Origin of the sequence: Salinarimonas sp. NSM (assembly GCF_052380005.1) — a bacterium.
Lineage (GTDB): Bacteria > Pseudomonadota > Alphaproteobacteria > Rhizobiales > Beijerinckiaceae > Salinarimonas.
Window position 1 is genome coordinate 14,099 of record NZ_JBQTCJ010000047.1, and the last position, 24,904, is coordinate 39,002.

General features: G+C 71.1%; 23 protein-coding genes. 17 read left to right on the top strand and 6 right to left on the bottom strand.

The features are described 5' to 3' along the window. Positions 1-3: 3 nt before the first annotated feature. From ACTZWW_RS16175 to ACTZWW_RS16185, 3 genes are all read left to right on the top strand, one after another. Entirely contained in the window at positions 4-2,076 is a 2,073-nt protein-coding gene (locus tag ACTZWW_RS16175) for a hypothetical protein (protein ID WP_444782001.1), read from the top strand. A gap of 201 nt (positions 2,077-2,277) precedes the next feature. Next, on the top strand, positions 2,278-2,886 hold the full coding sequence (locus ACTZWW_RS16180; RefSeq protein WP_444782002.1) for a transglutaminase-like cysteine peptidase: 609 nt from the start codon (positions 2,278-2,280) through the stop codon (positions 2,884-2,886). A gap of 341 nt (positions 2,887-3,227) precedes the next feature. Next, positions 3,228-3,914 carry a transglutaminase-like cysteine peptidase gene (locus ACTZWW_RS16185; protein ID WP_444782003.1) on the top strand — a complete coding sequence of 229 codons (687 nt, stop codon included), beginning with the start codon at positions 3,228-3,230 and terminating at the stop codon, positions 3,912-3,914. A 24-nt stretch (positions 3,915-3,938) separates the two neighbouring features. Here the strand turns inward: ACTZWW_RS16185 and ACTZWW_RS16190 are convergent, their stop codons facing one another. From ACTZWW_RS16190 to ACTZWW_RS16200, 3 genes are all read right to left on the bottom strand, one after another. Then, a complete protein-coding gene (locus ACTZWW_RS16190) occupies positions 3,939-4,469 on the bottom strand; it encodes a gamma carbonic anhydrase family protein (RefSeq protein ID WP_444782004.1) in 531 nt (176 codons plus the stop codon). A 295-nt stretch (positions 4,470-4,764) separates the two neighbouring features. Then, positions 4,765-5,928: an acetylornithine deacetylase gene (gene argE / locus ACTZWW_RS16195; protein ID WP_444782005.1), complete on the bottom strand. Its 1,164-nt coding sequence runs from the start codon at positions 5,926-5,928 to the stop codon at positions 4,765-4,767. A gap of 65 nt (positions 5,929-5,993) precedes the next feature. Next, on the bottom strand, positions 5,994-6,920 hold the full coding sequence (locus ACTZWW_RS16200; protein ID WP_444782006.1) for a LysR family transcriptional regulator: 927 nt from the start codon (positions 6,918-6,920) through the stop codon (positions 5,994-5,996). Positions 6,921-7,107: 187 nt separating this feature from the next. On the opposite strand from ACTZWW_RS16200, the gene ACTZWW_RS16205 reads away from it, so the two are divergent. The 5 genes from ACTZWW_RS16205 to ACTZWW_RS16225 all read left to right on the top strand — a co-directional run bounded on the left by ACTZWW_RS16205 (position 7,108) and on the right by ACTZWW_RS16225 (position 12,906). Next, on the top strand, positions 7,108-8,727 hold the full coding sequence (locus tag ACTZWW_RS16205; protein ID WP_444782007.1) for an ABC transporter substrate-binding protein: 1,620 nt from the start codon (positions 7,108-7,110) through the stop codon (positions 8,725-8,727). Between the two features lie 112 nt (positions 8,728-8,839). Then, entirely contained in the window at positions 8,840-9,817 is a 978-nt protein-coding gene (locus ACTZWW_RS16210; RefSeq protein ID WP_444782022.1) for an ABC transporter permease, read from the top strand. A 67-nt stretch (positions 9,818-9,884) separates the two neighbouring features. Next, a complete protein-coding gene (locus ACTZWW_RS16215) occupies positions 9,885-10,811 on the top strand; it encodes an ABC transporter permease (RefSeq protein ID WP_444782023.1) in 927 nt (308 codons plus the stop codon). Then, positions 10,808-11,812, top strand: a complete 1,005-nt coding sequence (locus ACTZWW_RS16220) for an ABC transporter ATP-binding protein (protein ID WP_444782008.1) — start codon at positions 10,808-10,810, stop codon at positions 11,810-11,812. The genes ACTZWW_RS16215 and ACTZWW_RS16220 overlap by 4 nt, the downstream gene beginning before the upstream one ends. Further along, positions 11,809-12,906, top strand: coding sequence for an ABC transporter ATP-binding protein (locus ACTZWW_RS16225; RefSeq protein ID WP_444782009.1), 1,098 nt, complete (start codon positions 11,809-11,811; stop codon positions 12,904-12,906). The genes ACTZWW_RS16220 and ACTZWW_RS16225 overlap by 4 nt, the downstream gene beginning before the upstream one ends. 255 nt (positions 12,907-13,161) lie before the next feature. Here ACTZWW_RS16225 and ACTZWW_RS16230 read toward each other — a convergent pair whose 3' ends face one another. Then, positions 13,162-14,019 carry a DUF2189 domain-containing protein gene (locus ACTZWW_RS16230; protein WP_444782010.1) on the bottom strand — a complete coding sequence of 286 codons (858 nt, stop codon included), beginning with the start codon at positions 14,017-14,019 and terminating at the stop codon, positions 13,162-13,164. A 293-nt stretch (positions 14,020-14,312) separates the two neighbouring features. Here ACTZWW_RS16230 and ACTZWW_RS16235 point away from each other — a divergent pair, with 293 nt between their 5' ends. From ACTZWW_RS16235 to ACTZWW_RS16275, 9 genes are all read left to right on the top strand, one after another. Continuing rightward, positions 14,313-15,734 (top strand): circularly permuted type 2 ATP-grasp protein, encoded by a 1,422-nt coding sequence (locus ACTZWW_RS16235; protein ID WP_444782011.1) that lies wholly within the window; start codon positions 14,313-14,315, stop codon positions 15,732-15,734. 52 nt (positions 15,735-15,786) lie between these two features. Then, positions 15,787-16,725 carry an alpha-E domain-containing protein gene (locus ACTZWW_RS16240; protein WP_444782012.1) on the top strand — a complete coding sequence of 313 codons (939 nt, stop codon included), beginning with the start codon at positions 15,787-15,789 and terminating at the stop codon, positions 16,723-16,725. A gap of 40 nt (positions 16,726-16,765) precedes the next feature. Continuing rightward, a complete protein-coding gene (locus tag ACTZWW_RS16245) occupies positions 16,766-17,701 on the top strand; it encodes a transglutaminase family protein (RefSeq protein ID WP_444782013.1) in 936 nt (311 codons plus the stop codon). A gap of 42 nt (positions 17,702-17,743) precedes the next feature. Next, positions 17,744-18,496: a peptidase gene (locus ACTZWW_RS16250; protein WP_444782014.1), complete on the top strand. Its 753-nt coding sequence runs from the start codon at positions 17,744-17,746 to the stop codon at positions 18,494-18,496. A 297-nt stretch (positions 18,497-18,793) separates the two neighbouring features. Next, on the top strand, positions 18,794-18,949 hold the full coding sequence (locus tag ACTZWW_RS16255; protein ID WP_444782015.1) for a DUF1127 domain-containing protein: 156 nt from the start codon (positions 18,794-18,796) through the stop codon (positions 18,947-18,949). A 160-nt stretch (positions 18,950-19,109) separates the two neighbouring features. Beyond that, positions 19,110-19,556 carry a hypothetical protein gene (locus ACTZWW_RS16260; protein ID WP_444782016.1) on the top strand — a complete coding sequence of 149 codons (447 nt, stop codon included), beginning with the start codon at positions 19,110-19,112 and terminating at the stop codon, positions 19,554-19,556. A gap of 60 nt (positions 19,557-19,616) precedes the next feature. Next, the gene (trmFO, locus tag ACTZWW_RS16265) at positions 19,617-21,107 is read left to right on the top strand and encodes a methylenetetrahydrofolate--tRNA-(uracil(54)-C(5))-methyltransferase (FADH(2)-oxidizing) TrmFO (protein ID WP_444782017.1); all 1,491 of its coding nucleotides are present in this window, start codon (positions 19,617-19,619) and stop codon (positions 21,105-21,107) included. 250 nt (positions 21,108-21,357) lie between these two features. Next, a complete protein-coding gene (locus tag ACTZWW_RS16270; protein ID WP_444782018.1) occupies positions 21,358-22,500 on the top strand; it encodes a DUF2336 domain-containing protein in 1,143 nt (380 codons plus the stop codon). 184 nt (positions 22,501-22,684) lie between these two features. Beyond that, entirely contained in the window at positions 22,685-24,106 is a 1,422-nt protein-coding gene (locus ACTZWW_RS16275; protein ID WP_444782019.1) for a PRC-barrel domain-containing protein, read from the top strand. Positions 24,107-24,171: 65 nt separating this feature from the next. Here ACTZWW_RS16275 and ACTZWW_RS16280 read toward each other — a convergent pair whose 3' ends face one another. Both ACTZWW_RS16280 and ACTZWW_RS16285 read right to left on the bottom strand, forming a co-directional pair. Continuing rightward, positions 24,172-24,519, bottom strand: a complete 348-nt coding sequence (locus tag ACTZWW_RS16280; RefSeq protein ID WP_444782020.1) for a DUF1491 family protein — start codon at positions 24,517-24,519, stop codon at positions 24,172-24,174. A 40-nt stretch (positions 24,520-24,559) separates the two neighbouring features. Continuing rightward, the coding region (locus ACTZWW_RS16285; protein WP_444782021.1) for a peptidoglycan-binding domain-containing protein at positions 24,560-24,904 on the bottom strand (345 nt) is incomplete at its 5' end.

Sequence of the window (24,904 nt, forward strand, 5' to 3'; positions counted from 1 at the left end):
CTCTTGCTGACGCTCTCCTTCTCGCCTCTCGTCCCCGAGCCTTTCCTGTGGGCGGCGGCGGCGCTCGCGGTCGTCGTGGCGATCGTGTCGGTCCTCGCCCGCGGCGCGCCGGCCATGCTGCGCGCGCTCGCGCTCGCGGTCCTCGTGCTGGCGCTCGCCAACCCCGCCCTCGTCGAGGAGGACCGCGAGCCCGTCGACGACGTCGTCGCGGTCGTCATCGACGAGAGCGCTTCTCAAGGGCTCGGCGAGCGCGCCGCCATGACGCAGTCCGTGCGCGAGGAGCTCGACCGGCGGCTCTCGTCCATGCAGAACGTCGTGCCGCGCTTCATCTCCGTGGAGGACGGCGCGGGGGACGACGGCACCCTGCTGTTCCGGGCGCTCGCCAACGGGTTGGCCGACGTGCCGCCGGACCGGATCGCCGGCGTGATCCTCGTCACCGACGGCGTCGTCCACGACATCCCCGAGGGCGTGGGCCAGCTCGGCTTTCGCGCCCCGCTCCACGCGCTGATCACCGGGCGCGAGACCGAGCGCGATCGGCAGATCCGCCTGGTGCGCGCCCCGCGCTTCGGCATCGTCGGGCGCGAGCAGACGATCGAGGCCATGGTCGAGGAGCGCAACGGCACGGGCTCCGCCATCGTCACCGTGCGCCGCGACGGCGAGATCATGGCCCGCCGCGACGTGCCCACGGGCCGCGCCTTCACGGTGCCGGTGACGATCGACCGGGGCGGCGCCAACGTCGTCGAGATCGAGGTCGAGCCGCTCGAGGAGGAGCTGACGCGGGCCAACAACCGCGCCGTCGTCGAGATCGAGGGCATCCGCGAGAACCTGCGGGTTCTTCTCGTATCGGGAGAACCTCACGCTGGGGAAAGGGCTTGGCGCAACCTGCTCAAGTCCGACGCGAACGTGGACCTCGTCCACTTCACGATCCTGCGCCCGCCGCACAAGCAGGACGGCACGCCGATCGACGAGCTCTCGCTCATCGCCTTCCCCACCCGCGAGCTGTTCCAGGAGAAGATCGACGAGTTCGACCTCATCATCTTCGACCGCTACGCCAACCAGTCGATCCTGCCGTCGATCTATTTCGACAACATCGTAACCTATGTCGAGAACGGTGGGGCGGTGCTGTTCGCCGCCGGGCCGGAATTCGCCACCGTCGCCTCGCTCGCCCGCACGCGGCTCTCGCCGATCATCCCCGGCGTGCCCACCGGCGAGATCCTAGAGGAGCCCTACAAGGCAGAGATCACCGCAGTCGGCGCGCGCCACCCGGTGACCCGCGGCCTCGACGGCTCGGAGGTCTCGCCGCCGGCCTGGGGCGAGTGGCTGCGCCTGCTCGACGCGGACGTGCGCGCCGGCGACACGGTGATGTCGGGCGCGGACGGGCGCCCGCTCCTCGTGCTCGAGCGCTACGACGAGGGGCGCGTCGCGCTGCTCCTGTCGGACCACGCTTGGCTGTGGGCGCGCGGCTTCCGCGAGGGCGGGCCCTATCTCGACCTCCTGCGGCGGACCGCGCATTGGCTGATGAAGGAGCCGGCGCTCGAGGAGGAGGCCCTGCGGGCCTCCGCCGACGGGCGCGCGATCGGCATCGAGCGCCAGAGCATGGGCGAGACGCCCTCCCCCGTGACGCTCACCGCTCCCTCCGGCGAGAGCGTGCGCGTGACGCTGGAGCCCGGCGAGCCCGGCCTGTGGCGGGCGCGTGTGACGGGCGCCGAGCTCGGGCTCCACGAGCTGCGCGCCGACGGGCTCGTCGCCTTCGTCAGCGTCGGCCCGGCCAACCCGCGCGAGATGCGCGACGTGTTCTCGTCGACCGAGCACCTCGCCCCGCTCGTCGCCGAGACCGGCGGCTCGGGGCGCCGCCTGGCGGAGGGCGCCGGCCCCGTCGTCGTGCCGCGCATCCAGACTGTGCGCTCGGACACGCGGTTGTCCGGCGCGGACTGGATCGGCATTCGCCCGAGCGAGACCGCCGTGGTGCGCGGGGTCTCGGTCGTGCCGCTGGCGCTCGGCTTCGTCGGCGTGGTGCTGCTGCTCGGCGCCGTGCTCGCCGGCTGGCTGGCGGAGGGCGCACGCCGGCGCGCCTGAGGTCGGCTCCGAGGGCTCTTCCGGCCTTCCTTGCGGAAATCCGCGCAATTCGACGCGATCGGCCAAGAGGATCTTGGTCCTGACGCGTAATCGCGCCGCGATCGCGGCGAGATCGGGGCCAATCGCTCGAATTGTCCGTATTCGTTTCAGCGCGGGGCGAATTCCCGTCGGCAGTCTCTCTCGTGGACAGGGAGAGACGACATGAACACCACGCATTTCGCTTCGGCGCTGGCCGGCTTCGCGATGCTCCTCTCGGGCGCGGCCCACGCGCTCCCCGCCGTCACGCCGGCGAGCCAGGACTGGGGCCGGGCGCAGCCGATCCAGGGCTGGACGGACTTCTGCCGCTCCTATCCCGGCGAGTGCGTCGTCGACCGCAGCGAGCCGGAGATCATCCGCCTCGACGCCGAGACCTGGCGCACGATCGTGGAGGTCAACCAGCGCGTCAACGCCGCCGTGCGGCCGACCACCGATTGGGAGGCCTACGGGCTCGCGGATCTGTGGACCTTCCCCACCGGCGGGTTCGGCGATTGCGAGGACTATCAGCTCCTGAAGCGCAACCTCCTCGCCCAGGCGGGCCTGCCGCGGCGCGCGATGCGGATGACCGTCGTGATCGACGAGAACGACGAGGGCCACGCGGTGCTGATGGTGCGCACGGACCGCGGCGACTTCATCCTCGACAACGTGCGCGACGCCGTCCTGCCCTGGCACGACACCGGCTACGTCTACGTCAAGCGCGAGGGCTCGAGCGGCAACGCCTGGACCTCTCTCGGCCATGTCCGCTCGCCCACCGCCACCGCCCGGAGGGACTGAGCGTACGGCGACTGATTCGGAACACGAGCGGCGCTCATGGGCACCGAACGCCGCTCCCACGGATGCGACACCCGGTCACGTCCCCACCCTCCCCGTCCCCGACCGGGATCGCACGGGGGGCCAGCCGAAAGGCTGGCCCCTCACCCATTCCGGGCTCCTCCCCTTCGAGGGAGGCCTGCCCGAAGAGGTCAAGGCCAAGCTTGCCCAGAAAAATCAGGGTGTTGCGCGGAACCAACGCATCGGCTCCTCGTTGTCGCTCTTCGTCTCGCGACGCTTGAGCCCGCAGCCCACCCGTGGCAGCTTCGTAACAGAAGCTTAACAACGATCCGTGGGGCGCGGTCATGTGGCAGATTGGGAATGCTGGCGGCGGCGGCCGCGACATCATCGTGCGCCTCGCGGGCACGTCGCGCAAGATCGCTCTTCTCGGGGCGATCGTGATCGCCGCGGCCGTCGGCGTCGGCACGCCCGGCACGGCGGTCGCCGGCCCCTTCCCCGATGCGACGATCCAGCTCGCGACGACAGGCGGCGCGCGCCCTGTCCCGGCCTGGCATCGCTTCTGCGAGACCCATCCGTCCGAATGCGCGGTCGACCCGCGCGAGCCGGAGGCGATCGTCCTCACCCCGCAGGTCTGGCAGACGGTGGTGGCGATCAACAGGCGGGTGAACCGCGAGGTCCGGCCGATGACGGACGCGCAGCAGTGGAACGTGGTCGACAGCTGGGACTTCCCGGAGACCGGCTACGGCGATTGCGAGGACTACCAGCTCCTCAAGCGCTCCCGGCTCGCCGACGCCGGCATCCCACGCCGGGCCATGCGCATGACGGTCGTCCTCGACGAGAACAACGAGGGCCACGCGGTGCTCGCCATCCGCACGGACCGCGGCGACATGATCCTCGACAACAAGGTCGACGCCGTGAAGCCCTGGGGCGAGACCGGCTACACCTACATCAAGCGCGAGGGCTCGAGCGGCACCGCATGGGTCTCGCTCGGCGGCGTCTCGTCACCGACGACGGTCACCGCCGCGCGGTGACCGGCCCTGGCGGCGGGTCGCGTCTCAACCGATCCGCCGAAGCCCCGCGGCGTAGCGCCGCCAGTTCTCGACATATCGTTGTGCCGCCTGGCGCAGCGCCAGCGCCGCCGGCTCGTCGAGGGTGCGCACCACCCGGGCCGGCGCGCCGACGATGAGGGAGTTGTCCGGAAACTCCTTGCCTTCGGTGATCAGCGTGTTGGCGCCGACCAGGCAGTTCTTCCCGATGCGGGCGTGGTTGAGCACGGTCGCGCCCATTCCGACGAGGCTCGCCTCGCCGATCGTGCAGCCGTGCAGGATCGCATGGTGCCCCACCGTGCAATGCGCCCCGATCGTCAGCGGCGCGCCGGGATCGGTGTGGAGCAGCGCGTGCTCCTGGATGTTCGTGCCCTCGCCGACGTCGATGAGCTCGTTGTCCCCGCGCAGCACCGCCCCGAACCAGATCCCGACATCGACCCCGAGCCGCACCTTCCCGATCACCTGCGCATCCGGCGCGACCCAGTACCGCCCGTCGCCGGGCACCTCGGGGGCGACGTCGTCGAGGGCGTAGAGGGGCATGGGCGGGGTCCTCGTGGTGGGGCGAGCGGGCGAAGGGAAGCGCTTTCCGGGCGGGCGCGTCAAGCGCGATCCGTGACGACAGCCCCTGTCACACCGGGTCGCGAAGCGGTCCCGGGGCCTGGAACAACAGGTGCTCGGTCAGCGTGCGCGGAGCACGCGCGTCCACGAACGCTGCAGGGGGCGTCGAGCGCCACGGCGCTGGCGCGCCGCTCACCGACGCTCATCGACGCTCCGGAGCGTCTGGGTCCCGGACTTGCTTCGCAATCCGGGATGACAGCGCTCCCCGGCCCACCCCTCACCCCCGCCTCGCCTCCCGCACCACCTCCCCCAGGAACCGCCCGCAGGCGGCGAGCTCGCTCACGGCGATCCACTCGTTCGCCTGGTGGGCCTGCGCGATGTCGCCGGGACCGATCACCACGGTGGGGATGCCGCCGAGCTGCGAGAACAGGCCGGCCTCGGTGCCGTAGGCGACCTTCGAATGCTCGTTTCGCCCCGCGAGCCGCTTCGCCAGCGTCACGACCTCGGCTTCCGGCGGGGTGTCGAGGCCGGGGAAGCCGGCGTAGGTGTCGAAGGCGAAGCCGGTGCCGGCGCGCACCGCCGTCATCCGCGGCTCCAGCGCCTCGCGGGCGTAGGCCTCGATCTCGGACAGCACCGCGTCGGGATCGTCGGTCCCGATGGCGCGAACCTCGAACAGGATCTCGGCGCGGTCCGAGACGATGTTGAGCGCCGTGCCCCCGCGCAGCACACCGACATGGGCGGTGGAATAGGGCACGTCGTAGAGCCCGTCGCGCGCGCCCTCCGCGGCGAAGCGGTCGGCCACCGTGCGGATCTTCGCAACCAAGAGCGCGGCGAACTCCACCGCGTTGACGCCGTGGGGCGCGAGCGACGAATGCACCGTGTGGCCGCGCACCGTCACGCGGACCGAGCGCTTGCCCTTGTGGCCGATGACGACGCCCATCGTCGTCGGCTCGCCGACGAAGCATGCGAGCGGCCGCACGGGCGTCTGCGCGAGGCGCGCCACGAGGCCGCGGGCGCCGACGCAGCCCACCTCCTCGTCGTAGGAGAAGGCTAGGTGGATCGGCCGCTTCAGGTCGGCCTGCGCCATCGCCGGCGCGGCCGCGAGGCAGGCGGCGAGGAAGCCCTTCATGTCGCAGGCGCCGCGGCCGTAGAGGCGCCCGTCCTTCTCGGTCAGCACGAACGGATCGGTATCCCATTCCTGCCCGTCCACGGGCACGACGTCGGTGTGGCCGGAGAGCACGTAGCCGGGCACGTCGGCGGGGCCGATCGTGGCCAGGAGGTTCGCCTTCGCGCCGGTCTCGTCGAAGACGCGCTCGCACGCGAAGCCGAGCGGGGCGAGATAGGCCTCGACGTGGTCGATGAGGGGAAGGTTCGAGTTTCGGCTCGTCGTGTCGAACGCGACGAGGTCGCGCAGGTGCGCGACGATGGTCCCGGTATCCATGGCAGGCTCCTCGCGTCGCCCGCGGGCGCGCGGCGTGCGGATTGCGTTGCGAACTCCTCGGCGGCTCAGGCGGCGGGCACGAGGCTCGTCTGCTCCGTGCGCACGAAGTCGACGAAGCGGCGCGCCACCGGCAGGTTTCCGCCCACCGCCGGGAAGACGAAGGACGATTCGTAGTCGATCTGCGGCGTGAAGGGCCGGAAGGCGATCTTTGCGCCGGTGACGTAGGCGATCGGGAACGGGTTCACCACCGCGACGCCGAGCCCGCCGCGCACCATCTCGGTGAGGAACTGCACCGTGCCCGCCTCGAGCACCGTGCGCGGCTCGACGCCGTAGTCGGAGAAGGCGCGCTCCAGCCGCGCGCGCGCCGAGAAGCGGCGCGTCACCTGGATGAGCGGCGTGTCGCCGATGTCGGCGGGGGTGACGGCGTCCTTGGCGGTGAGCGGGTGGTCGGCCGGCATCATCACGTGCGCGATCGACTGCCGGAACGGCTCGGCACGCACCCCGAAATGGCTCGCCGGCACGTCCAGCACGCCGAGGTCCGCCGTGCCGTCGGCCACCGCGTTCACCGCATCCGGCGAGCGGCCGATCTCCATCTGGATACGTACGTCCGGGTCGACCTGCATGAAGCGCACGACGAGCGGGGCGAGGAAGGTGTGGGCGATGGTCGGCGGCGCGAGGATGCGCAGCACCGTGCCCGCCGCGCGCACGTTCGGCCAGTCCGCGAGGCGCTCGAGCGCGGCGAAGATCGGGGCCGCCTCGGCATCGAGAGCGAAGGCGTCGGCGGTGGGCACGAGGCGCCCGCCGTCGCGGATGAACAGGTCCCGGCCGAGCCGCGCCTCGAGGGCGCCGATGGCCCGCGACACCGCGGGTTGAGAAACTCCCAACCTCTGGGCTGCAGCCGTGGTCTTACGCGTGGTGATCACGGCGTGCAGAACCTCGAGCTCGCGCACGCTCGGCCTCGACGAGCGGCCGGTTTCGTCGTCGCTATCCATCTCGCGCATTTTTCTATTACCGCCCCTGATGCGGTTGTGTATCGACAATGCCAGGGTCGAATATTAGCCTGCGCGCAGCGGCAATCAAGCCTTTCCCCGGAACCGCGGGGGCGGCAGGATGGCCCAAGAAAGTCCTGCCGGCGGCCGTAGAGTTGGCCTCGGCGGGAGCCAGAGGAGACGTGACCACATGCACCGTACAGCCAAGCGCATCGCGCTCGCGAGCCTGCCGCTCGCGATGATCTTCGCCACCCCGGCCCTGTCGCAGAGCCTGACCGTCGGCCTCACCTCGGAGCCGACGGCGGTCGATCCGCACTTCCACAATCTCGGCCCCAACAACTCGCTGCGCATGCACATCTTCGAAGGCCTGACCCAGGCCGACGAGAACCAGCAGAACGTGGCGAGCCTGGCCACCGACTGGGAGGCCGTCGACGACGACACCTGGCGCTTCAACCTGCGCGAGGGGGTCACCTTCTCGGACGGCACCCCGTTCGACGCGACCGACGTGGTCTACTCCATCTGCCGCGTGCCCACCGTCGAGAACTCGCCGTCGTCCTTCACGAGCTTCGTCGCCGGCATCTCGGGCGTGACGATCGAGGATCCGCACACCATCGTGTTCGAGACGAACGGCCCCGTGCCGCTGCTGCCGACGAACCTGGCGAGCGTGGGCATCATCTCGGCCGAGGCCTTCGGCGGCGAGGGCGTGGTCTTCGCCCAGGGCGGCTGCGAGAACCTCGGCACGCCCCCGCAGGCCGCCGACTTCAACGATCCCGCCAAGGCGATCGGCACCGGCCCCTACGCGCTCGAGAGCTACGTGCGCGGCGACGCGATCGTGCTGTCGCGCAACGAGAACTACTGGGACGGCACGCCGACCTGGGAGGAGGTCACCTTCCGCCCGATCGCCAACGAGGGCGCGCGCGTGGCGGCGCTCCTGTCGGGCGACGTCGACGTGATCGAATCGCCCCCCGTGCAGGACTTCGACCGCCTGCGCAGCGACGGCTTCGAGATCGCCCAGGGCCTGTCGAACCGCGTCATCTACCTCCACCTCGACAACCACGCCGAGGACGGCCACGTCCCGCCGGGCGTGACCGGCACGGACGGCAAGAACCCCTTCACGGACGTGCGCGTGCGCGAGGCGATCTCCAAGGCGATCGACCGCGACGCCATCGCGGCGCGCATCATGGGCACGCTCGCGGTTCCCGCCGGCGACCTCCTGCCCTACCCGATGTTCGGCACCCGTGAGGACACGCCGGTCGAGGGCTACGATCCGGAGGCCGCCCGTGCGCTGCTCGCCGAGGCCGGCTACCCCAACGGCTTCGGGCTCGTGCTCTCGGCGCCGAACGACCGCTACATGAACGACGAGAAGGTCGCCCAGGCGGTGGCGCAGATGCTCGCGCGCATCGGCATCACCACCACGGTCGACGCCATGACCGCCTCGACCTTCTTCTCGCGCCGTAACAACTTCGAGTACGGCATGTGGCTCGCCGGCTGGGGCGCCGCGACCGGTGAGATCTCGAGCCCGCTGATCGCGCTCGTCGCGACCCGCGACCCCGACTCGGGCATGGGCTCGACCAACCGCCAGCGCTACTCCAACCCGGAGATCGACGCGCTGATCAAGGAGGCGATCGCGACCGTCGACGACGACGCCCGCGAGGCGCTGCTGCAGGAGGCCGCGACGATGGCGATGGCGGACTACGCCACCATCCCGCTGCACTTCGAGGTGACGCCCTGGGCCTACCGCACCGGCCTCGCCGTGACGCCGCGCGCGGACCAGTACACGCTCGCCATGGAGGTCGAGCCGGCGAGCTGAGGCTCGTCGAACGGGCGGCGGTCGGGACCGATCGCCGCCCCCTCCGTCCCCGGCACGGCGCGAGACCCGCGCCGTGCCGTCGCGCCGCGAGCCGTCAGCACCCGGGTCCACCATGCTGGTCTACCTCATCCGCCGCATCGGGCAGTCCCTGCTCGTCATCGCCGTCATGGCGTTCCTCGTCTTCCTCGCGGTCTACGCCGTGGGCGACCCGGTCGCGATCCTCGCCAACCCGGAGGCGAACCAGCAGGAGCTCGACGCCATCGCGGCGCGGCTCGGGCTCGACCGGCCGATCTGGGAGCAGTTCGGCATCTTCGTCTGGAACGCGCTCCAGGGCGACCTCGGCACGTCCTTCGTCTATTCCGAGAGCGCCCTGAAGGTCATCATCGAGCGCCTGCCGGCGACGATGGAGCTCGCCTTCGTCGCGCTCCTCCTGTCGATCGTCATCGGCGTGCCGCTGGGCGTGATCGCCGGCCTCAAGCCCGACTCCTTCCTCGGGCGCAGCATCATGTCGACCTCGATCCTCGGCTTCTCGCTGCCGAACTTCTGGATCGGGCTGATGCTCATCCTCCTGTTCGCGGTGGAGCTGCGCTGGCTGCCGGCGAGCGGGCGCGGGGACACGGTGGAGGTGCTCGGCGTCCACCTGTCGATGTTCACGTGGGACGGGCTCTCGCACCTGCTGCTGCCCGCGATCACGCTGGCGCTCTACAAGTCCTCCCTCGTCATCCGCATCGCCCAGGCGGGCACGCGCGAGGTGATGCTGCAGGACTACGTGCGCTTCGCGCGGGCCAAGGGCCTCTCCTCGCGGCGCATCGTCTTCGTGCACGTTCTCAAGAACATGCTCATCCCGGTCGTCACCGTGCTCGGCCTCGAGCTCGGATCGATGATCGCCTTCGCCGTCGTGACCGAGACGGTGTTCTCCTATCCCGGCATGGGCAAGCTGCTCATCGACTCGATCAACCGCCTCGACCGGCCGATCGTCGTCGCCTACCTGATGCTGACCGTGTTCATCTTCGTGATCATCAACCTCGTGGTCGACCTGCTCTACGCGGCGATCGACCCGCGGGTGCGCCTCTCCGAGGCGAAGGGCTGAGGACAATCCCATGAGCGACCTCTCGCCTCACGCCGCCGCGCGCCCCGTCGCCGGCCCCGCCGCCGGCATGCCGGCGGACGCCGCCGTGCCTCCCGCCGTTCCCCCCGCCGCGCCCGACAAGGGCGAGAGCCTTCTGCGGCGGCACGTCTCCTCCTTCTTCGAGAGCTGGAGCGCGATCATCGGCCTCGTGGTGCTCGTGCTCTCGGTCATGGCGGCGCTTCTCGCGCCGTGGATCGCGCCGCAGAACCCCTACGACCTCGCCAACCTGTCGATCATGGACAACATGCTTCCGCCGGGCGAGATCTTCGGCATGGGGCAGACGGCCATTCTCGGCACCGACGACCAGGGCCGCGACATGCTCTCGGCGATCCTCTACGGGCTGCGGGTGTCGCTGACGGTCGGCGCCTCCTCGGTGCTGATCGCCGCCGTGATCGGCGCCTCGCTCGGCGTGCTCGCCGCCTATGCCGGCGGGCGCGTCGAGAGCGTCGTCATGCGCATCGTCGACCTGCAGCTCTCCTTCCCGGCGATCCTCGTCGCGCTCGTGCTCCTCGCCGTGTTCGGGCGCGGCGTCGACAAGGTGGTGATCGCGCTCGTCGTCGTGCAATGGGCCTACTACGCCCGAACCGTGCGCGGCTCGGCGCTCGTCGAGAAGCGGCGCGAGTACATCGAGGCGGCGCGCTGCCTCGCCCTGCCGCGCCGGCGCATCGTCTTCCGCCACCTCCTGCCGAACTGCATCCCGCCGCTGATCGTGGTGGCGACCGTGCAGATCGCCAACGCCATCGCGCTCGAATCGACGCTCTCGTTCCTGGGCGTCGGCGTCCCCGTCACGGAGCCCTCGCTCGGCATGCTGATCGCCAACGGCTACGGCTACCTGCTCTCGGGCAACTACTGGATCTCGACCTTCCCCGGCGTGGCGCTCGTGATCGTCATCGTCGCCATCAACCTCGTCGGCGACCGGCTGCGCGACGTGCTCAATCCGAGGCTCGCGAAATGACGGCGCCCGTTCTCGACGTCCGCGACCTGAAGGTCACCTTCTCCACCCGCGAGGGGCTCGTCACCGCCGTCGACGGCGTGTCGTTCTCCGTCGACGCCGGCGAGGTGATGGGGCTCGTCGGCGAATCCGGCTCGGGCAAGTCCGTCACCGGGCTCGCCGTGCTCGGCCTCATCGACCCTCCCGGGCGCATCGCGGCGGGCTCGATCTCGGTGAAGGGCCGCGAGCTCGTCGGCCTGCCCGAGAAGGCGCTCCAGAAGGTCCGCGGCAAGGACGTCGCGATGATCTTCCAGGACCCGATGACGACGCTGAACCCGGTCCTGCGCATCGACACGCAGATGATCGAGGCGATCCGCGCCCACGAGGCCGTCTCCGAGAAGGCGGCGCGGGAGCGGGCCCGCGACGCGCTCGCAAAGGTCGGCATCCCCTCCCCCGAGGAGCGGCTCTCCGCCTACCCGAACCAGTTCTCCGGCGGCATGCGCCAGCGCGTGGCGATCGCCACCGCGCTCCTCAACCGCCCCGCCGTGCTCGTCGCCGACGAGCCGACGACGGCGCTCGACGTGACGATCCAGGCACAGATCCTCGCCGAGGTGCAGAAGCTGTGCGCCGAGACCGGGACGGCGCTCGTGTGGATCACCCACGATCTCTCCGTCATCGCCGGGCTCGCCGACAAGGTCGCGGTGATGTACGCCGGGCGCGTCGTCGAGGAGGGCCCGGTCGCCGACGTGCTCGAGCGGCCGATCCACCCCTACACGTCGGGCCTCATCGGCTCGGTGCCGAGCCGCAACAAGCGCGGCCAGCCGCTCGCCCAGATCCCGGGCATGACGCCCCAGCTCTCGAAGCTGCCGCCGGGCTGCCCCTTCGCGCCGCGCTGCTTCAACGCGACGGAGCCCTGCCACGGGATTCGGCCCGAGCGTACTCCCTATCCCGGCGGCCGCGCCGCGCGTTGCCACAATCCCCTGAACGTACCCGCCGCCGGCGCGGCGCGGGAGCTCTCGCCATGACCCGGACCTCCACCAGCGACGACGTCACCTCCCCAGCCGGGGCGCCGATCCTCTCGCTCTCGCACGTGCACAAGCGCTTCGTGAAGTCGCTCGACGCGGCGGAGAAGGTCGCCAACCTCTTCGGCGCGGGCATCAAGGAGCAGGTCGTGCGCGCCGTCGACGACGTCAGCTTCGACGTGGCGCCGGGCGAGGTCGTCGGCCTCGTCGGCGAATCGGGCTGCGGCAAGTCCACGCTCGGGCGCATCATCGCCGGCATCCTCGATCCGTCCGACGGCGTCGTGCGCTTCGAGGGCGAGGACGTCGCGAAGATGTCGGGCGCGGCGCGGCGGCGCGCCGATCTCGCGGTGCAGATGATCTTCCAGGACCCCGCCGCCTCGCTCAACCCGCGCATGCGCGTCGTCGAGATCATCGGCGAGGCGCCGGTGGTGCACGGGCTGATCTCGGCGGGCGAGATGGACGCCTACGTCTGCGGCCTGATGGAGAAGGTCGGCCTCGACCCGGCGACGCGCCGGCGCTACCCGCACCAGTTCTCCGGCGGCCAGCGCGCGCGCATCAACATCGCCCGAGCGCTCGCGGTGAAGCCGCGCGTCCTGGTCTGCGACGAATCCACCGCCGCCCTCGACGTCTCGATCCAGGCGCAGGTGCTCAACCTCTTCCTGGAGCTCCGGCGCGAGCTGAACCTCACCTACGTCTTCGTCAGCCACGATCTCGGCGTGATCGAGCACATCGCCGACCGGGTGGCGGTCATGTATCTCGGGCGCATCGTCGAGCTCGCGAAGACAGACGAGATCTTCGAGGCGCCCAACCACCCCTACACCCAGGCGCTGCTCGAGGAGGTCCCCCGGCTCGAGGCGAAGAAGCGCGCCTTCACCGCGCTGACGGGCGAGATCCCCTCCCCCCTGCGCCCGCCTCCGGGCTGCCACTTCCACCCCCGCTGCCCCCACGCCTTCCCCCGCTGCTCGGCCGACCGCCCCGCGCTGAAGGCCATCGCCCCCGCCCGCCTCTCCGCCTGCCACCTCAACGACGAGCCCGGCGCGCGCCCGGGGCGGACGCTGCCGGCGGAGCGGGTGGCGCTGGAGGCGACGCAGGGGTGATGCGGGGGCGTCGTCGCGGCTGCCGAGGATGCGGCCGGCGGCGCGACGTCTCCGTTCGCGACCCCGGTTCCTCCCCGGAGGTAAGGATTCCGCGCAAAGCGCGGACGGTGGGGCCGTTCGATAGCGAGGCGAGCGGCATCGCCGCCCTCCCCACCCTCCGGCCTGCGGCCTCCGTCCTCCCCTGCGGGGAGGAAGCGGGGCGGTGGGGTTCGCGGGGTGTCAGCCGCGGGCGCGCTCGAGGATGACGGGGCAGCATCACCCCGCCGCGGCCCCCTCCCCCGGCGCCGGCTCCACCACGCGCCGGTACAGCCGCCACGTCGCATGCCCCAGCGCGGGGAGCACGATCAGGAGCCCCAGGAAGAACGGCACGATCGCGAGCACCAGCAGCGCCACGATGAAGGCCGCCCAGCCGAGCATCGGCTTGGGGCTCGTCACCACCGCCTTCACGGAGGTGATCATCGCGGTGATGAAGTCCACGTCCCGGTCGAGCAGGAGCGGGAAGGAGACGACCGTGAGGGAGAACAGCGCGGCGGCGAGCACCGCGCCGACGATGTTGCCGACGACCAGGAACATCAGCCCCTCGGGCGTCGTGAACACCACGGTGAGGAACTGGCCCAGCGTGGCGAAGGATTGGTAGCCCAGGAAGATCGCCAGCAGCAGGCGGACCTGGTACATCCAGATGATCATGATGAACAGGGTCACGAAGGCCATCCAGCCGAGCTCGCGCTTCGACTGGCCGAAGACGACGCCGAGCACCGGCCCGAAGGCGAGCCTCTCGCCCGTCTCGCGCCGGCGCGAGACCTCGTAGAGCCCGACCGCCACGAAGGGTCCGATCAGGGCGAAACCCGCCGCCAGCGGATAGACGAGGTAGCCCATGCCGGAATAGGCGGTGAGCAGCACGAGCGCGATGCCGCCCAGCGCGTAGACCGCCCCGAAGAACAGCCCGAACTGCGGCGCGGCGCGGAAGTCGCTCAGGCCCTCGGCCAGCGCGGCGCGCACGTCGTCCTGCGTGATGGCGCGCACGACCGGCTCGGCGCGCGGGCGCGCCTCCGCGTCGGCGCCCGGAGTGCCCTCGGGCGCACCGGCGTGATCGGCGTTGGTGATGTCGGCCATGGTTTCCTTCCCTCGCCCTCGGAACTCTGGTCTCGTCTCGTTGGTGTGCGACGCTGCGGATCGTCGGTCTCGGGGGAGAGCCGAGAGTGACCGATTTTATGCCCGCCGCCTAGGCCCCATCGGTACGCACGTGGCCACGATGTGGGCGCGACGGCGCGGGCTGGCGGGCGCCGTGCCGCCCGCGCCCCCCTCATTCGCTCGTCGCGGGGGGCTTCCCCTGGCGTGCCTCTTGCCTCTACGCTCGTCGTTGCGACCCGCGGCGAACGCGGGCGGCGTGAACGACGAGGGAGCGGATGGCGGCGTTCGACGAGATGGATGGGGGCCACGGCCCCGATGCGTGCCGGGCGGCGTACGGCAAGCTCAAGCGCTGGCTCGCCACGACGCCGCGGGACGTGTTCGATGCGCGCCGCAGCCAGGCGGAGCTGTTCTTCCGGCGCATCGGCATCACCTTCGCGGTCTACGGCGACGCGGAGACGACGGAGCGGCTCATCCCCTTCGACATCATCCCGCGCCTCATCACCCGCGACGAGTGGGCGCGCGTCGAGGCCGGGCTCACCCAGCGCGTGAAGGCGCTCAACCTGTTCCTGGCCGATCTCTACGGGCCGCAGACGGCGCTCGCGGCGGGCATCGTGCCGCCCGAGCTGATCCTGCGCAACGAGCACTACCGGCTCGAGATGCGGGGCGTCGCCGTGCCTCACGGCATCTACTGCCACATCGCCGGCATCGACCTCGTGCGGGTGGACGAGGACACGTTCTACGTCCTCGAGGACAACGCGCGCACTCCGTCTGGTGTGTCCTACATGCTGGAGAACCGGGAGGTGATGATGCGCCTCTTCCCGGAGCTGTTCGCCCAGCACCGCGTCGCGCCGGTGGAGAACTATCCCGACGCGCTGCTCGCCACCCTGCGCTCGGTCGCGCCCAACACCGGCAAGAAGGACCCGACGGTGGCACTGCTGACGCCGGGGCAGTACAATTCCGCCTATTACGAGCACTCTTTCCTCGCCGACCAGCTCGGCGTCGAGCTGGTGGAGGCGTCCGACCTCTTCGTGCGTGAGGACCGCGTCTACATGCGCACCACCGAGGGGCCCAAGCGGGTCGACGTGCTCTACCGGCGCATCGACGACGACTTCCTCGACCCCCTCGCCTTCCGCCCGGATTCGGTGCTGGGCGTGCCGGGCCTCTTCGGTGCCTATCAAGCAGGCAACATCACGCTCGCCAACGCCGTCGGAACCGGCATAGCCGACGACAAGGCGGTCTACACCTACATGCCGGAGATCATCCGCTTCTTTCTCGACGAGGAGCCGATCCTCAAGAACGTTCCGACCTGGCGCTGCCGGGAGGAGGAGGCGCTGAAATACGTGCTCGACCACCTCTCCGAGCTCGTCGTCAAGGAGGTCAACGGCTCGGGCGGCTACGGCATGCTGGTGGGCCCGCACGCCACGAAGGAGCAGCTCGAGACCTTCCGGCGCAAGCTCAGGCACGACCCGTCCGGCTTCATCGCGCAGCCGACGCTCGCGCTCTCGACCTGCCCGACCTTCGTCGCCTCGGGCGTGGCGCCGCGGCACGTGGACCTGCGCCCCTTCGTGCTCTCGGGCGCGGACGGCGCACGCGTCGTGCCCGGCGGGCTCACCCGCGTCGCGCTCAAGGAGGGCTCGCTCGTCGTGAACTCCAGCCAGGGCGGCGGCACCAAGGACACCTGGGTGCTCGACGGCTGATCGCTGCAGCCGCCGCCACCCGCCCGCGTTTCGCGTCACCACGGACGAGGCCATGCTCTCACGCACCGCCAACAGCCTGTTCTGGCTCTTCCGCTACACCGAGCGAGCGGACTTCATCGCGCGCATCCTCGATGCCACGGTGCGCCTCGCCGCGCTGCCGACGAGCTACGGCGAGCGGAACGAATGGGAGAGCGCGCTCGAGGCGGCGGGCTCGGCGGAGATCTTCCGCGAGCACTACGGCGCCGTGACCGAGGACACGGTGCGCGACTTCCTGGCCTTCTCGCCACACAACCCGTCCTCGATCCGATCCTGCCTGGAGCGGGCACGCACCAACGCGCGCGCCGTGCGCACCGCTCTCACGCTCGAGATGTGGGAGACGATCAACGGGGCCTGGCTCGAGCTGAAGAAGTACCGCAACGCCGACATGAGCCGGGAGGACTTCGCCCGCTTCCTCGAATGGGTGAAGAGCGTCTCGCTCGACTTCGACGGCTCGGCCTACCGCACCATGCTGCGGAACGACGCCTATTATTTCACCCGGCTCGGCGTATCGATCGAGCGGGCGGACAACACCGCGCGCATCCTCGACGTGAAGTACCACGTGCTGCTGCCGCCGACGGAGCGGGTCGGCGGCTCGCTCGACTACTTCCAGTGGACGACGATCCTGCGCGAGGTGCAGGCGCACACGGCCTACCATTGGGTCTACAGGGAGAGCGTGAAGCCCTGGCTCGTCGCGGACCTGCTCATCCTCAACAAGCAGATGCCCCGCTCGCTGGCCTGCTGCTACGAGAGCCTGGTGCGCCACCTCGATCTCGTGGCGGACCTCTACGGCCGGCGCGGTCCCGCCCAGCGCCACGCCAGCGACTGCGCGGCGCGGCTGTCGTCGGTGCGCATCGAGGAAGTGTTCGGCCGGGGGCTTCACCAGTGGGTGACGGAGTTCATCATCGACAACAACAAGCTCGGCTCGGCCATCGCGGATCAGTACCTCACCTGAGGCGCGAGGGCGGGACCGGCGGTTCGCGGGGAGGCGCGCCATGCGCATTCGCATCGAGCACGAGACGACCTATTCCTACGAGGAGCCGGCGCGGGGGCTGATCCAGGTCCTGCGCCTGACGCCACGCGCCCACGTGGGCCAGCACGTGGTGCGCTGGCGCATCGAGCCCTCTCTCGACGGCGCCCTGCGCCAGGGAGAGGATGCGCTCGGCAACGTCGTCCACCGCTTCGCCGCCGAGACCGCCGGCGAGGCGCTGACGATCCGGGTCACCGGCATCGTCGAGACCGATGAGACCCACGGCGTCGTGCGCGGGACGGTGGAGCGCGCGCCGGACCTCTATTTCCTGCGCACGACGCGGATGACGGCCCCCTCCGACGCGCTCGCCGCCTTCGCGTCGGACGTCGCCGGCGAGGCGGTGCGGACGGATCCCCTCGCGGCGCTGCATGCGCTCAACGGTGCACTCGCCAGGCGCATGACGATGGAGCGCGGCCCGGCGGACACGGCCGTGGGTGCGGCGGACGCCTTCGCCGCCGAGCGCGGCATCTCCCAGGACCTCGCCCACGCCTTCGTCGCCTGCGCGCGCCATCTCGGCATTCCCGCCCGCAACGTCTCGGGCTATCTCCATCGTGGGGACGAGGCGGAAGGCGGGCAGGATGGCGAGGCCGGCGTCGTGCGCGCCGGGGGCACGCAGGCCCACGGCGGCCATGTCCACGGTGGCCATGTCCACGCCTGGGCCGAGGCGCTGGCGCCGCAGCTCGGCTGGGTCGCGTTTGATCCGTCCTTCGGCGACTGCGCCGGGCCGAGCCACGTGCGCGTCGCGATCGGCCTGGACGCGCCCGGCTGCACGCCGGTTCGCGGGGCGCGCTACGGCGGGGGCGCGGAGAGCCTCTCCGTGCGGCTGTCCGTGCAGGACGCCGCGGACGCCGCGGACGTCGCGCCCGCCGCCCCGCAAGCGCGCTCACAAACGCAGTCCTGACGCATCCCGCGGCCCCGCCGCCTCCATTCGGACGCCCCGCCCATGACCTACTGCGTCGGCCTGCTCGTCGAGCAGGGGCTCGTGATGATCGCCGACACCCGCACCAATGCGGGGCTCGACAACGTCTCGACCTTCCGCAAGCTCACCGTGATCGAGCGTCCCGGCGAGCGCGTCCTCGCCCTCGCGAGCGCGGGCAACCTCTCCGTCTCGCAGACGGTGGTGAGCCTCCTCGACGAGGGCCTGGAGGACCCCGAGACCGGCACCGTCGCGCGGCTCGAGGACCAGCCGAGCCTGTTCAAGGCGGCCGAGCTCGTGGGCCGGGCGATTCGCGAGGTGCGCGCCGTGCACGGCCCGGCGCTCGCCGAGGCGGGCGTGACCTTCGACGTCTCCTTCCTGTTCGGCGGCCAGATTCGCGGCGGGCCGATGCGGCTCTACATGATCTATGCCGCAGGCAACTTCATCGAGTGCGGGCAGGACGCGCCCTTCCTGCAGATCGGCGAGCACAAGTACGGCAAGCCCATCCTCGACCGGGCCGTGCGCTTCGACGGGGACCTCTACGACGCGCTCAAGATCGGGCTGATCTCGATGGATTCGACGATGCGCTCGAACATCGGCGTCGGCCTGCCGATCGATCTCCTGGTGCTGCGCCGCGATGCGTTCACACCGGAGGTGAACCGGCGCATCGAGGCGGGCGAGCCCTATTTCCACGACCTGCGGGAACGCTGGTCGGCGGCGTTGCGGGCGGCGCACATGGCGATCCCGCGACCGCCCTACGCGCCCAAGCGCGGCGGCTGAGCCGCTGCGGCCAGGCTTGCTGCCCGATTAACGTGCATGGCGGAATTCGGGCAACTCTTCGTGCCGAAGCGTCCCGCTCAGCGCATCCGTAAAGGATTTGTGACCGATTCTCGGCAGCATCATGCGCGGGACGCATGCCTGATTTCGACTTTCGCCTCTAACGCCAAGGGGCGCACTCCATATATTGCAGTGCACAAGACAGGACGCGACGGCGCCGCACCGATGCGGGGCCGCGCGGCCGGTCCTTCGTTCGTCCCCCCGTTCGTCCTCCCAGACGTTCCCTTGGAGTCTCCACCGATGTTCCTCACCTGGGTCCTCTCCCGCATCCGCGCCTACCAGCGCTATCGCCGCACCGTGCGCGAGCTCGAGCGTCTCTCCGATCGCGAGCTGAACGACGTCGGCCTCTCCCGCGGCGACATCGACTACGTCGCCCGTCGCTACGCTCATGCGTGACACGCGACGCATCGCTGCGCCGCCGCGAACGCCGGCCGGGACCTCCCGCGCCGGCGTTCTTGTATTTTCTATAATCAGTAACTTCAACGCATGCTTTATCGCATGACCTGATAGAGCTATTCTGCTATTCTGCCGTCGCTTCGAAGCGACGGAGGACGCCATGACCGTGCGCGTGGGATCCGGATGCGAGCCACCGCCCCGCCCCTGCGAAGACGCGGGCTCGGGCTTTCGCCTGCCACCCTCCCATCCGCAGGCCCACGGCGACGACTGCGCCCTCGACGCGGCCTTCCGCGACACCCGCACCTTCCTGGCCGCCAACCGGCTGTTCATGGGCGAGACCTTCGGCGCGGCGGCCGTCGAGCCCGGCGGGCGCTGGGCACTCGAGGAGGGGGTCGACGTCGGCGGCGCGTTTCTCGCCTATCTCGATCGGCCGGGCGTTACCGCGCTCCACCCGAGCCCCGAGGACGCGGCGCGCGCCTTCGCCGAGGAGGAGCTCGACCTCTCGCCGGAAGCGGCGCGGCGCTTCGCCGAGGACCTGATGACGCTGGTTCGCCGCAGCGCCGGCGGCGTGGCGGACGAGGCGACCCGCGCGACCCGCCGGTCTTGATGAGGCGCGCGACCCCGCGTGACCTTGACGCCATGACGGCCCTCGCGCATCTGTCGGCGCATGTCGAACGCATCCGATCCCAAGCCCATCCACGTCGTCGGCGGGGGCCTCGCAGGCTCCGAGGCCGCCTGGCAGATCGCTCAGGCCGGCGTGCCGGTCGTCCTGCACGAGATGCGCCCCACGCGGATGACGGAGGCGCACAAGACGCACGGCCTCGCCGAGCTCGTCTGCTCCAACTCCTTCCGGTCGGACGACGCCGAGGCGAACGCCGTCGGCCTGCTGCACCAGGAGATGCGCCGGCTCGGCTCGCTCATCATGCACACCGGCGATCGGCACCAGGTCCCCGCCGGCGGCGCGCTCGCCGTCGACCGTGACGGCTTCTCGGAAGCGGTGACGGCGGCGCTCGACGCGCATCCGCTGGTGACGATCGACCGCGGCGAGGTCGCCGGGCTGCCGCCGGAGGACTGGGACTCGGTCGTCGTGGCGACCGGCCCCCTCACCTCCCCGGCGCTGGCCGAGGCGATCCGCGCGCTCACCGGCGCGGACGCGCTCGCCTTCTTCGACGCGATCGCCCCCATCGTCTACCGCGAGAGCGTGGACATGGGGGTCGCCTGGTTCCAGTCGCGCTACGACAAGCCCGGGCCGGGCGGCACCGGGGCGGACTACCTCAACTGCCCGATGAGCAAGGAGCAGTACGACGCCTTCATCGACGCGCTCATCGCCGGCGAGAAGACCTCGTTCAAGGAGTGGGAGGCGAACACGCCCTACTTCGACGGCTGCCTGCCGATCGAGGTCATGGCCGAGCGCGGGCGCGAGACGCTGCGCCACGGGCCGATGAAGCCCGTCGGGCTCACCAACCCGCACAGGCCCGACGAGAAGCCGTGGGCCGTCGTGCAGCTGCGCCAGGACAACGCGCTCGGCACGCTGTTCAACATGGTGGGCTTCCAGACCAAGCTGAAGTACGGCGCGCAGACGGCGATCCTGCGCATGATCCCGGGGCTGGAGAACGCCGAGTTCGCCCGCCTGGGCGGCCTCCACCGCAACACCTACCTCGACAGCCCCCGCCTGCTCGACGGGACGCTGCGCCTGAGGGCAGCCCCGCGGCTGCGCTTCGCGGGCCAGATCACCGGCTGCGAGGGGTACGTGGAGAGCGCGGCGGTGGGCCTGATGGCGGGCCGCTTCGCCGCCGCCGAGCGGCTCGGGCGCCCCCTGCGGCTGTTGCCGCCCACCACCGCGATGGGCGCACTGATCGCCCACATCACGGGGGGGCACATCCTCGCCGACGAGGACGTGGACGAGGAGCCGGCGGCGGAGGGCTCGCCGTCGGAGGGCCAGCCGAAGCCGGCGAAGCCCCGCTCCTTCCAGCCGATGAACGTCAACTTCGGCCTCTTCCCCCCGCTCGAGGGCGCGATTCCCAAGGGCGAGGACGGCAAGCGCCTGCGCGGCTCGGCCAAGGCGATCGCGAAGAAGAAGGCGCTGACGGACAGGGCGCGGGCGGATCTGGCGGCATGGCTCGCCGAGGACGGCGAGCTGGGGGTGGCCGCCGAGTAGCCCCGCCCGCTCCCGCCCCCTCGGGGCGGGGACGATCCGCGAAGGCGGATCAGGGGCGGGGTCCCACGGCTCCACGTGTCCGGCATCGGCTTTCGCCGAAGCGCGCCTTCGGCGCACCCCCTCCGTCTCGCCGGTCCGGACCCCCGCCGATCCACCTCCCCCGATGGGGGAGGAGCGTCCCACGGTTAACGCGGCCTTTACGCGATCTCGCGTATTCGACATGTCTCGCCCCCTCGCGTCGACCGCCCGCATGACCCCGCCTCCGCCGCCTCTCGACGAGGATATCGCTCGGCTCTCCGCGCTCGCGCGCGACGGTGGCGCGGTCGCGCCCGTGCTGCTGCGGGTCCAGGCGGACCTGTTCGCGGCGTCCCGGCGGCGGGCGGACGAGGCGTCTGCCTTCGCTGAGCTGGCGATCCGGCTCCTGCCCAAGACCGACCCCGACACCGCCGCGCAGGTGGCGCGCCGGGTCGTGGCCCTGCCCGAGACCCCCGCCGCCGTGCTCCAGGCCCTCGCCGCCTGCGGGGGCGAGGCGGCGTGGCTCGTGGCGGCGATCGCGCCGGACGCGCCCGACGCCCCCGGCCCCGCCGGGCCTGTGGAGCCGCTCGTGGCGCTCGCCCGCGCGCGGCGCCCCTCCCTCTCCCTCGACGAGGTCGCACGGCTCGTCGCGCGCGACGAGCCCGCGGTCGATCTCGCGCTCGTCGAGAACCCGCACGCCACGCTCGGCGGACGCCCCGTCGCCGCCCTCGTCGACCGGGCGCGGGGCGACGGCGGCGGACCATCCCGCACGCGCCTGGCGCGTGCGCTGCTCGCGCGCGACGACCTGCCCGTCGACGAGGCTGCGAGCCTCTACACGCAGGCCGACGAGCCGATGCGCACGCGCCTCCTCGTGCGCCTCGCCGCCGCCCCGCGGCCGGATCCGCGCCCGGCGATGCGCCCGCGCCCGGCGCCCGAGGCCGTCGCCACGCTCCTCGCCGCAGCGGACCGGGGCGACCGCGCCACCTTCGGCTCCGCCCTCGCCGCGGCGCTCGCGCTCGAGACCTCTCCCGACTGGCGCTTCCACGAGCCGGCCCGGCACGACCTGCTGGCGCTCGCGCTCCGCGCCGCGGGGGTCGGCGAGGAGGAGACGATCCGCATCTTCCTGACGCTCGATCCCGACATCGCTCGCTCGGTCGCGATCGTCCATCGGCTGGTGGGGCTCACCCGCGGCGTGCCCCGCTCGGTCGCCGCGCGGATCGTCGAGGCCGTGCACGGGGTGCGGATCGGGGCGCAGCGCGTCGGCGGCGGGACGCATATTCGCATCCTGGGCGCGGACGCCCGCCACCGGCCCAGCTTCAGCCAAGTCTTGCACCCGCGTGCAGACAAGCGCGACAGCAAGAACGGCCGCGCTTCCTGAGATTTCACCTTTCTTTCTAAGATACATATCCTAAGCATCATCTTCGCAACCAACGGAGGATGCTCTCATAGGAAGACGTTTGTCTTTCGATATGCATCTCTATTCACATCGAAATGAGGAACCGATCCGGCGCTTGCGTGTTTCCGGGGCAGCCAAACCCGGCAGACACGAAAGGACGTCAGCGATGAAACGCATGTTCCTCGCTGCGCTCGTGGGGTCTACCGCCCTCGCGCCCGCAGCTCTCATGGCCCAGACGACGCAGCAGAACCAGCCGCAGGGCCAGCAGCAGCAGATGATGCAGGCTCAGTCGGGCCAGACGCAGGGCCGAGAGGGCCGAGTCACCGCCCAGCAGATGCGCGGCCAGCCGCTCGTCGGCGCCAACGGCAACCGGATCGGCACCGTCGAGCAGATCGTGATCGGTCGCTCCGGCCAGAGCTACGCGGTCGTGGCGGTCCAGGGCGGCGAGAACCGCCTGCTGCCGACGCAGGCCATCGTCCTGCGCGACGGGCGTCTCTACGTCCAGGACATCACCCGCGACGAGGTCGCTCAGCTGCGCTCGGCGACCGAGGCCGAGGGTGGTCAGTTCCAGAACGCCGAGCGCGAGCAGGTGCTCGTCCTCGCCATGGAGGCCGGGACCGAAGGCCGCATGACGCAGGATCGCGAGCGGATGGCCCAGGCCGAGGGTGCCGAGATCACCGTCGAGCGTACGGCCCCGCGCCTGCGCATCGAGCAGCCCACGCCGCAGGTGATGGTCGATCCGGCCGAGCCCGAGGTGACGGTTCGACAGCAGAACCCGCAGATCCTGGTCCGCCAGGCGCCGCCGCGGGTGACGATCGAGCAGCCGCAGCCCGAGATCATCGTGCGCATGCCCGAGCCGCAGGTCGACGTGTCCCAGGGCCAGCCCGAGGTCATGGTGCGCCAGGGCGAGCCGAGCGTCAACGTCGAGCAGCCCGACCAGCAGGCCGCCGTCGCTGTCGAGCAATCGCAGGCCGAGGTCACCATCGAGGACCAGGGCGAGGCGCAGGTTGCGACGTCGCAGGCCCGTCCGGAGGTGTCCTTCGAGCGCACCGGCGAGCCGGAGGTCGAGTTCCTGCAGGCTCAGGGCCAGCCCACGGTCCGCTACGAGCGCATGCAGGGCGAGCAGCAGGCGCAGATGCGGGACGGTGAGGATCGTGAGCGCGTCCAGGCCGACGTGCAGGGCGACGAACGCGAGCAGATGGCCCGCAACCGAGACATGCTCGTCGATCCCGAGGAGAGCGTCGAGACGACTGGCGCGCTCTCTGCCGAGACTCGACCGGTCGCGATCGACGAGATCGAGGGCGAGACGGTGTACAACTACCGTGGCGAGGAGATCGGTGACGTCGATCGCATCGTGATGACGCCGAACGAGGATTTCCTCGTGGTGATCAGCACGGGTGGCTTCCTCGGCATGGGCGAGGACGAGGCGGCCTTCCCGCTCGACCGGATCTCGATGCAGGGTGATCAGCTGCTCATCCGCGGTGTGACCGAGGAAGACATCGAGCAGATGGACGACCTCGAGACGCGCTATCCCGACTCGCGTCGGATCGAGCGCGGCCAGCAGGTCGATATGCGCTTCGGCGAGTGATCGGCGCGACGCGTCATCTGTCTGGCCGGCGGTTCCTCGGGACCGCCGGCCTTCTCGTGCGCGGATCAGCGGGACACGCGCGCGAGGGGTACGAAGGGCCGACCCTGTCGGTCGTCGATCTCGACGAGCCAGAGGTCGGGGTCGAAGCGGATCTCCTTGCGCATCCGCTCCTCGACGGCGAGCGGCGTCGCGCCCACGAGGACCGGTGCGAAACGGCGCTCGCCCGCGTCCTCGTCATCGATCAGCGCCTGGGGCGCGGGACCGTAGAGGTCGGCGGTACCGTCGAGCCGGTCGACCTTGACGAAGATCGCCCCAGCCTCCGCCGCGCCGCGCCGACGGAGCACGGCGGGCACGGCCTCGATTCCCGCCTGACGGATCAGGGCGGAGACCACGAAGTCCGATGTCAGGCGCATGAGCTTTCCCTTCGCGCGCAGGCGGCCGCCCGCGGCGGGGTCAGTCGATCACCACGCCCGAACGCATCGCGAGCACCCGTATCGTAGCGCCGTCGAGCGCCCCCGTCACGGCGAGGCCCTCCGCGCGCTCGAAGCTCTCGATCGCCGCGCGGGTCGCGGGACCGAAGAGGCCGTCGACGGTCATGGGGCCGTGGCCGAGCGCCACCAGCGCCTCCTGTACGGCGGCGACGCGGGCGTCCGGAACGGGCGCGCCGAGCGAGGCGGTCGTCGTCGTGTCGCCGCCGCCGCGGATGAGCGCCCCGATCGGGTCGTCGTCACGCGCGAAGGCCGGTGCCGGTGGCGGCGCGGGCGGGGCGGCGACCGGCGCGCGGGCCGGGGGCAGCGG

What these genes read in the sequence shown, in the direction of transcription:
- ACTZWW_RS16230 (WP_444782010.1), bottom strand. Translation starts at nt 14,019, where the DNA reads ATGGCCGACATCACCAACGCCGATCACGCCGGTGCGCCCGAGGGCACT.
- ACTZWW_RS16200 (WP_444782006.1), bottom strand. Translation starts at nt 6,920, where the DNA reads ATGGATAGCGACGACGAAACCGGCCGCTCGTCGAGGCCGAGCGTGCGC.
- ACTZWW_RS16280 (WP_444782020.1), bottom strand. Translation starts at nt 24,519, where the DNA reads ATGCGCCTGACATCGGACTTCGTGGTCTCCGCCCTGATCCGTCAGGCG.
- ACTZWW_RS16205 (WP_444782007.1), top strand. Translation starts at nt 7,108, where the DNA reads ATGCACCGTACAGCCAAGCGCATCGCGCTCGCGAGCCTGCCGCTCGCG.
- ACTZWW_RS16180 (WP_444782002.1), top strand. Translation starts at nt 2,278, where the DNA reads ATGAACACCACGCATTTCGCTTCGGCGCTGGCCGGCTTCGCGATGCTC.
- ACTZWW_RS16250 (WP_444782014.1), top strand. Translation starts at nt 17,744, where the DNA reads ATGACCTACTGCGTCGGCCTGCTCGTCGAGCAGGGGCTCGTGATGATC.
- ACTZWW_RS16185 (WP_444782003.1), top strand. Translation starts at nt 3,228, where the DNA reads ATGTGGCAGATTGGGAATGCTGGCGGCGGCGGCCGCGACATCATCGTG.
- argE (WP_444782005.1), bottom strand. Translation starts at nt 5,928, where the DNA reads ATGGATACCGGGACCATCGTCGCGCACCTGCGCGACCTCGTCGCGTTC.
- ACTZWW_RS16220 (WP_444782008.1), top strand. Translation starts at nt 10,808, where the DNA reads ATGACGGCGCCCGTTCTCGACGTCCGCGACCTGAAGGTCACCTTCTCC.
- ACTZWW_RS16215 (WP_444782023.1), top strand. Translation starts at nt 9,885, where the DNA reads ATGCCGGCGGACGCCGCCGTGCCTCCCGCCGTTCCCCCCGCCGCGCCC.
- ACTZWW_RS16255 (WP_444782015.1), top strand. Translation starts at nt 18,794, where the DNA reads ATGTTCCTCACCTGGGTCCTCTCCCGCATCCGCGCCTACCAGCGCTAT.
- ACTZWW_RS16270 (WP_444782018.1), top strand. Translation starts at nt 21,358, where the DNA reads ATGACCCCGCCTCCGCCGCCTCTCGACGAGGATATCGCTCGGCTCTCC.
- ACTZWW_RS16225 (WP_444782009.1), top strand. Translation starts at nt 11,809, where the DNA reads ATGACCCGGACCTCCACCAGCGACGACGTCACCTCCCCAGCCGGGGCG.
- ACTZWW_RS16240 (WP_444782012.1), top strand. Translation starts at nt 15,787, where the DNA reads ATGCTCTCACGCACCGCCAACAGCCTGTTCTGGCTCTTCCGCTACACC.
- ACTZWW_RS16190 (WP_444782004.1), bottom strand. Translation starts at nt 4,469, where the DNA reads ATGCCCCTCTACGCCCTCGACGACGTCGCCCCCGAGGTGCCCGGCGAC.
- ACTZWW_RS16235 (WP_444782011.1), top strand. Translation starts at nt 14,313, where the DNA reads ATGGCGGCGTTCGACGAGATGGATGGGGGCCACGGCCCCGATGCGTGC.
- ACTZWW_RS16245 (WP_444782013.1), top strand. Translation starts at nt 16,766, where the DNA reads ATGCGCATTCGCATCGAGCACGAGACGACCTATTCCTACGAGGAGCCG.
- trmFO (WP_444782017.1), top strand. Translation starts at nt 19,617, where the DNA reads ATGTCGAACGCATCCGATCCCAAGCCCATCCACGTCGTCGGCGGGGGC.
- ACTZWW_RS16210 (WP_444782022.1), top strand. Translation starts at nt 8,840, where the DNA reads ATGCTGGTCTACCTCATCCGCCGCATCGGGCAGTCCCTGCTCGTCATC.
- ACTZWW_RS16275 (WP_444782019.1), top strand. Translation starts at nt 22,685, where the DNA reads ATGAAACGCATGTTCCTCGCTGCGCTCGTGGGGTCTACCGCCCTCGCG.
- ACTZWW_RS16260 (WP_444782016.1), top strand. Translation starts at nt 19,110, where the DNA reads ATGACCGTGCGCGTGGGATCCGGATGCGAGCCACCGCCCCGCCCCTGC.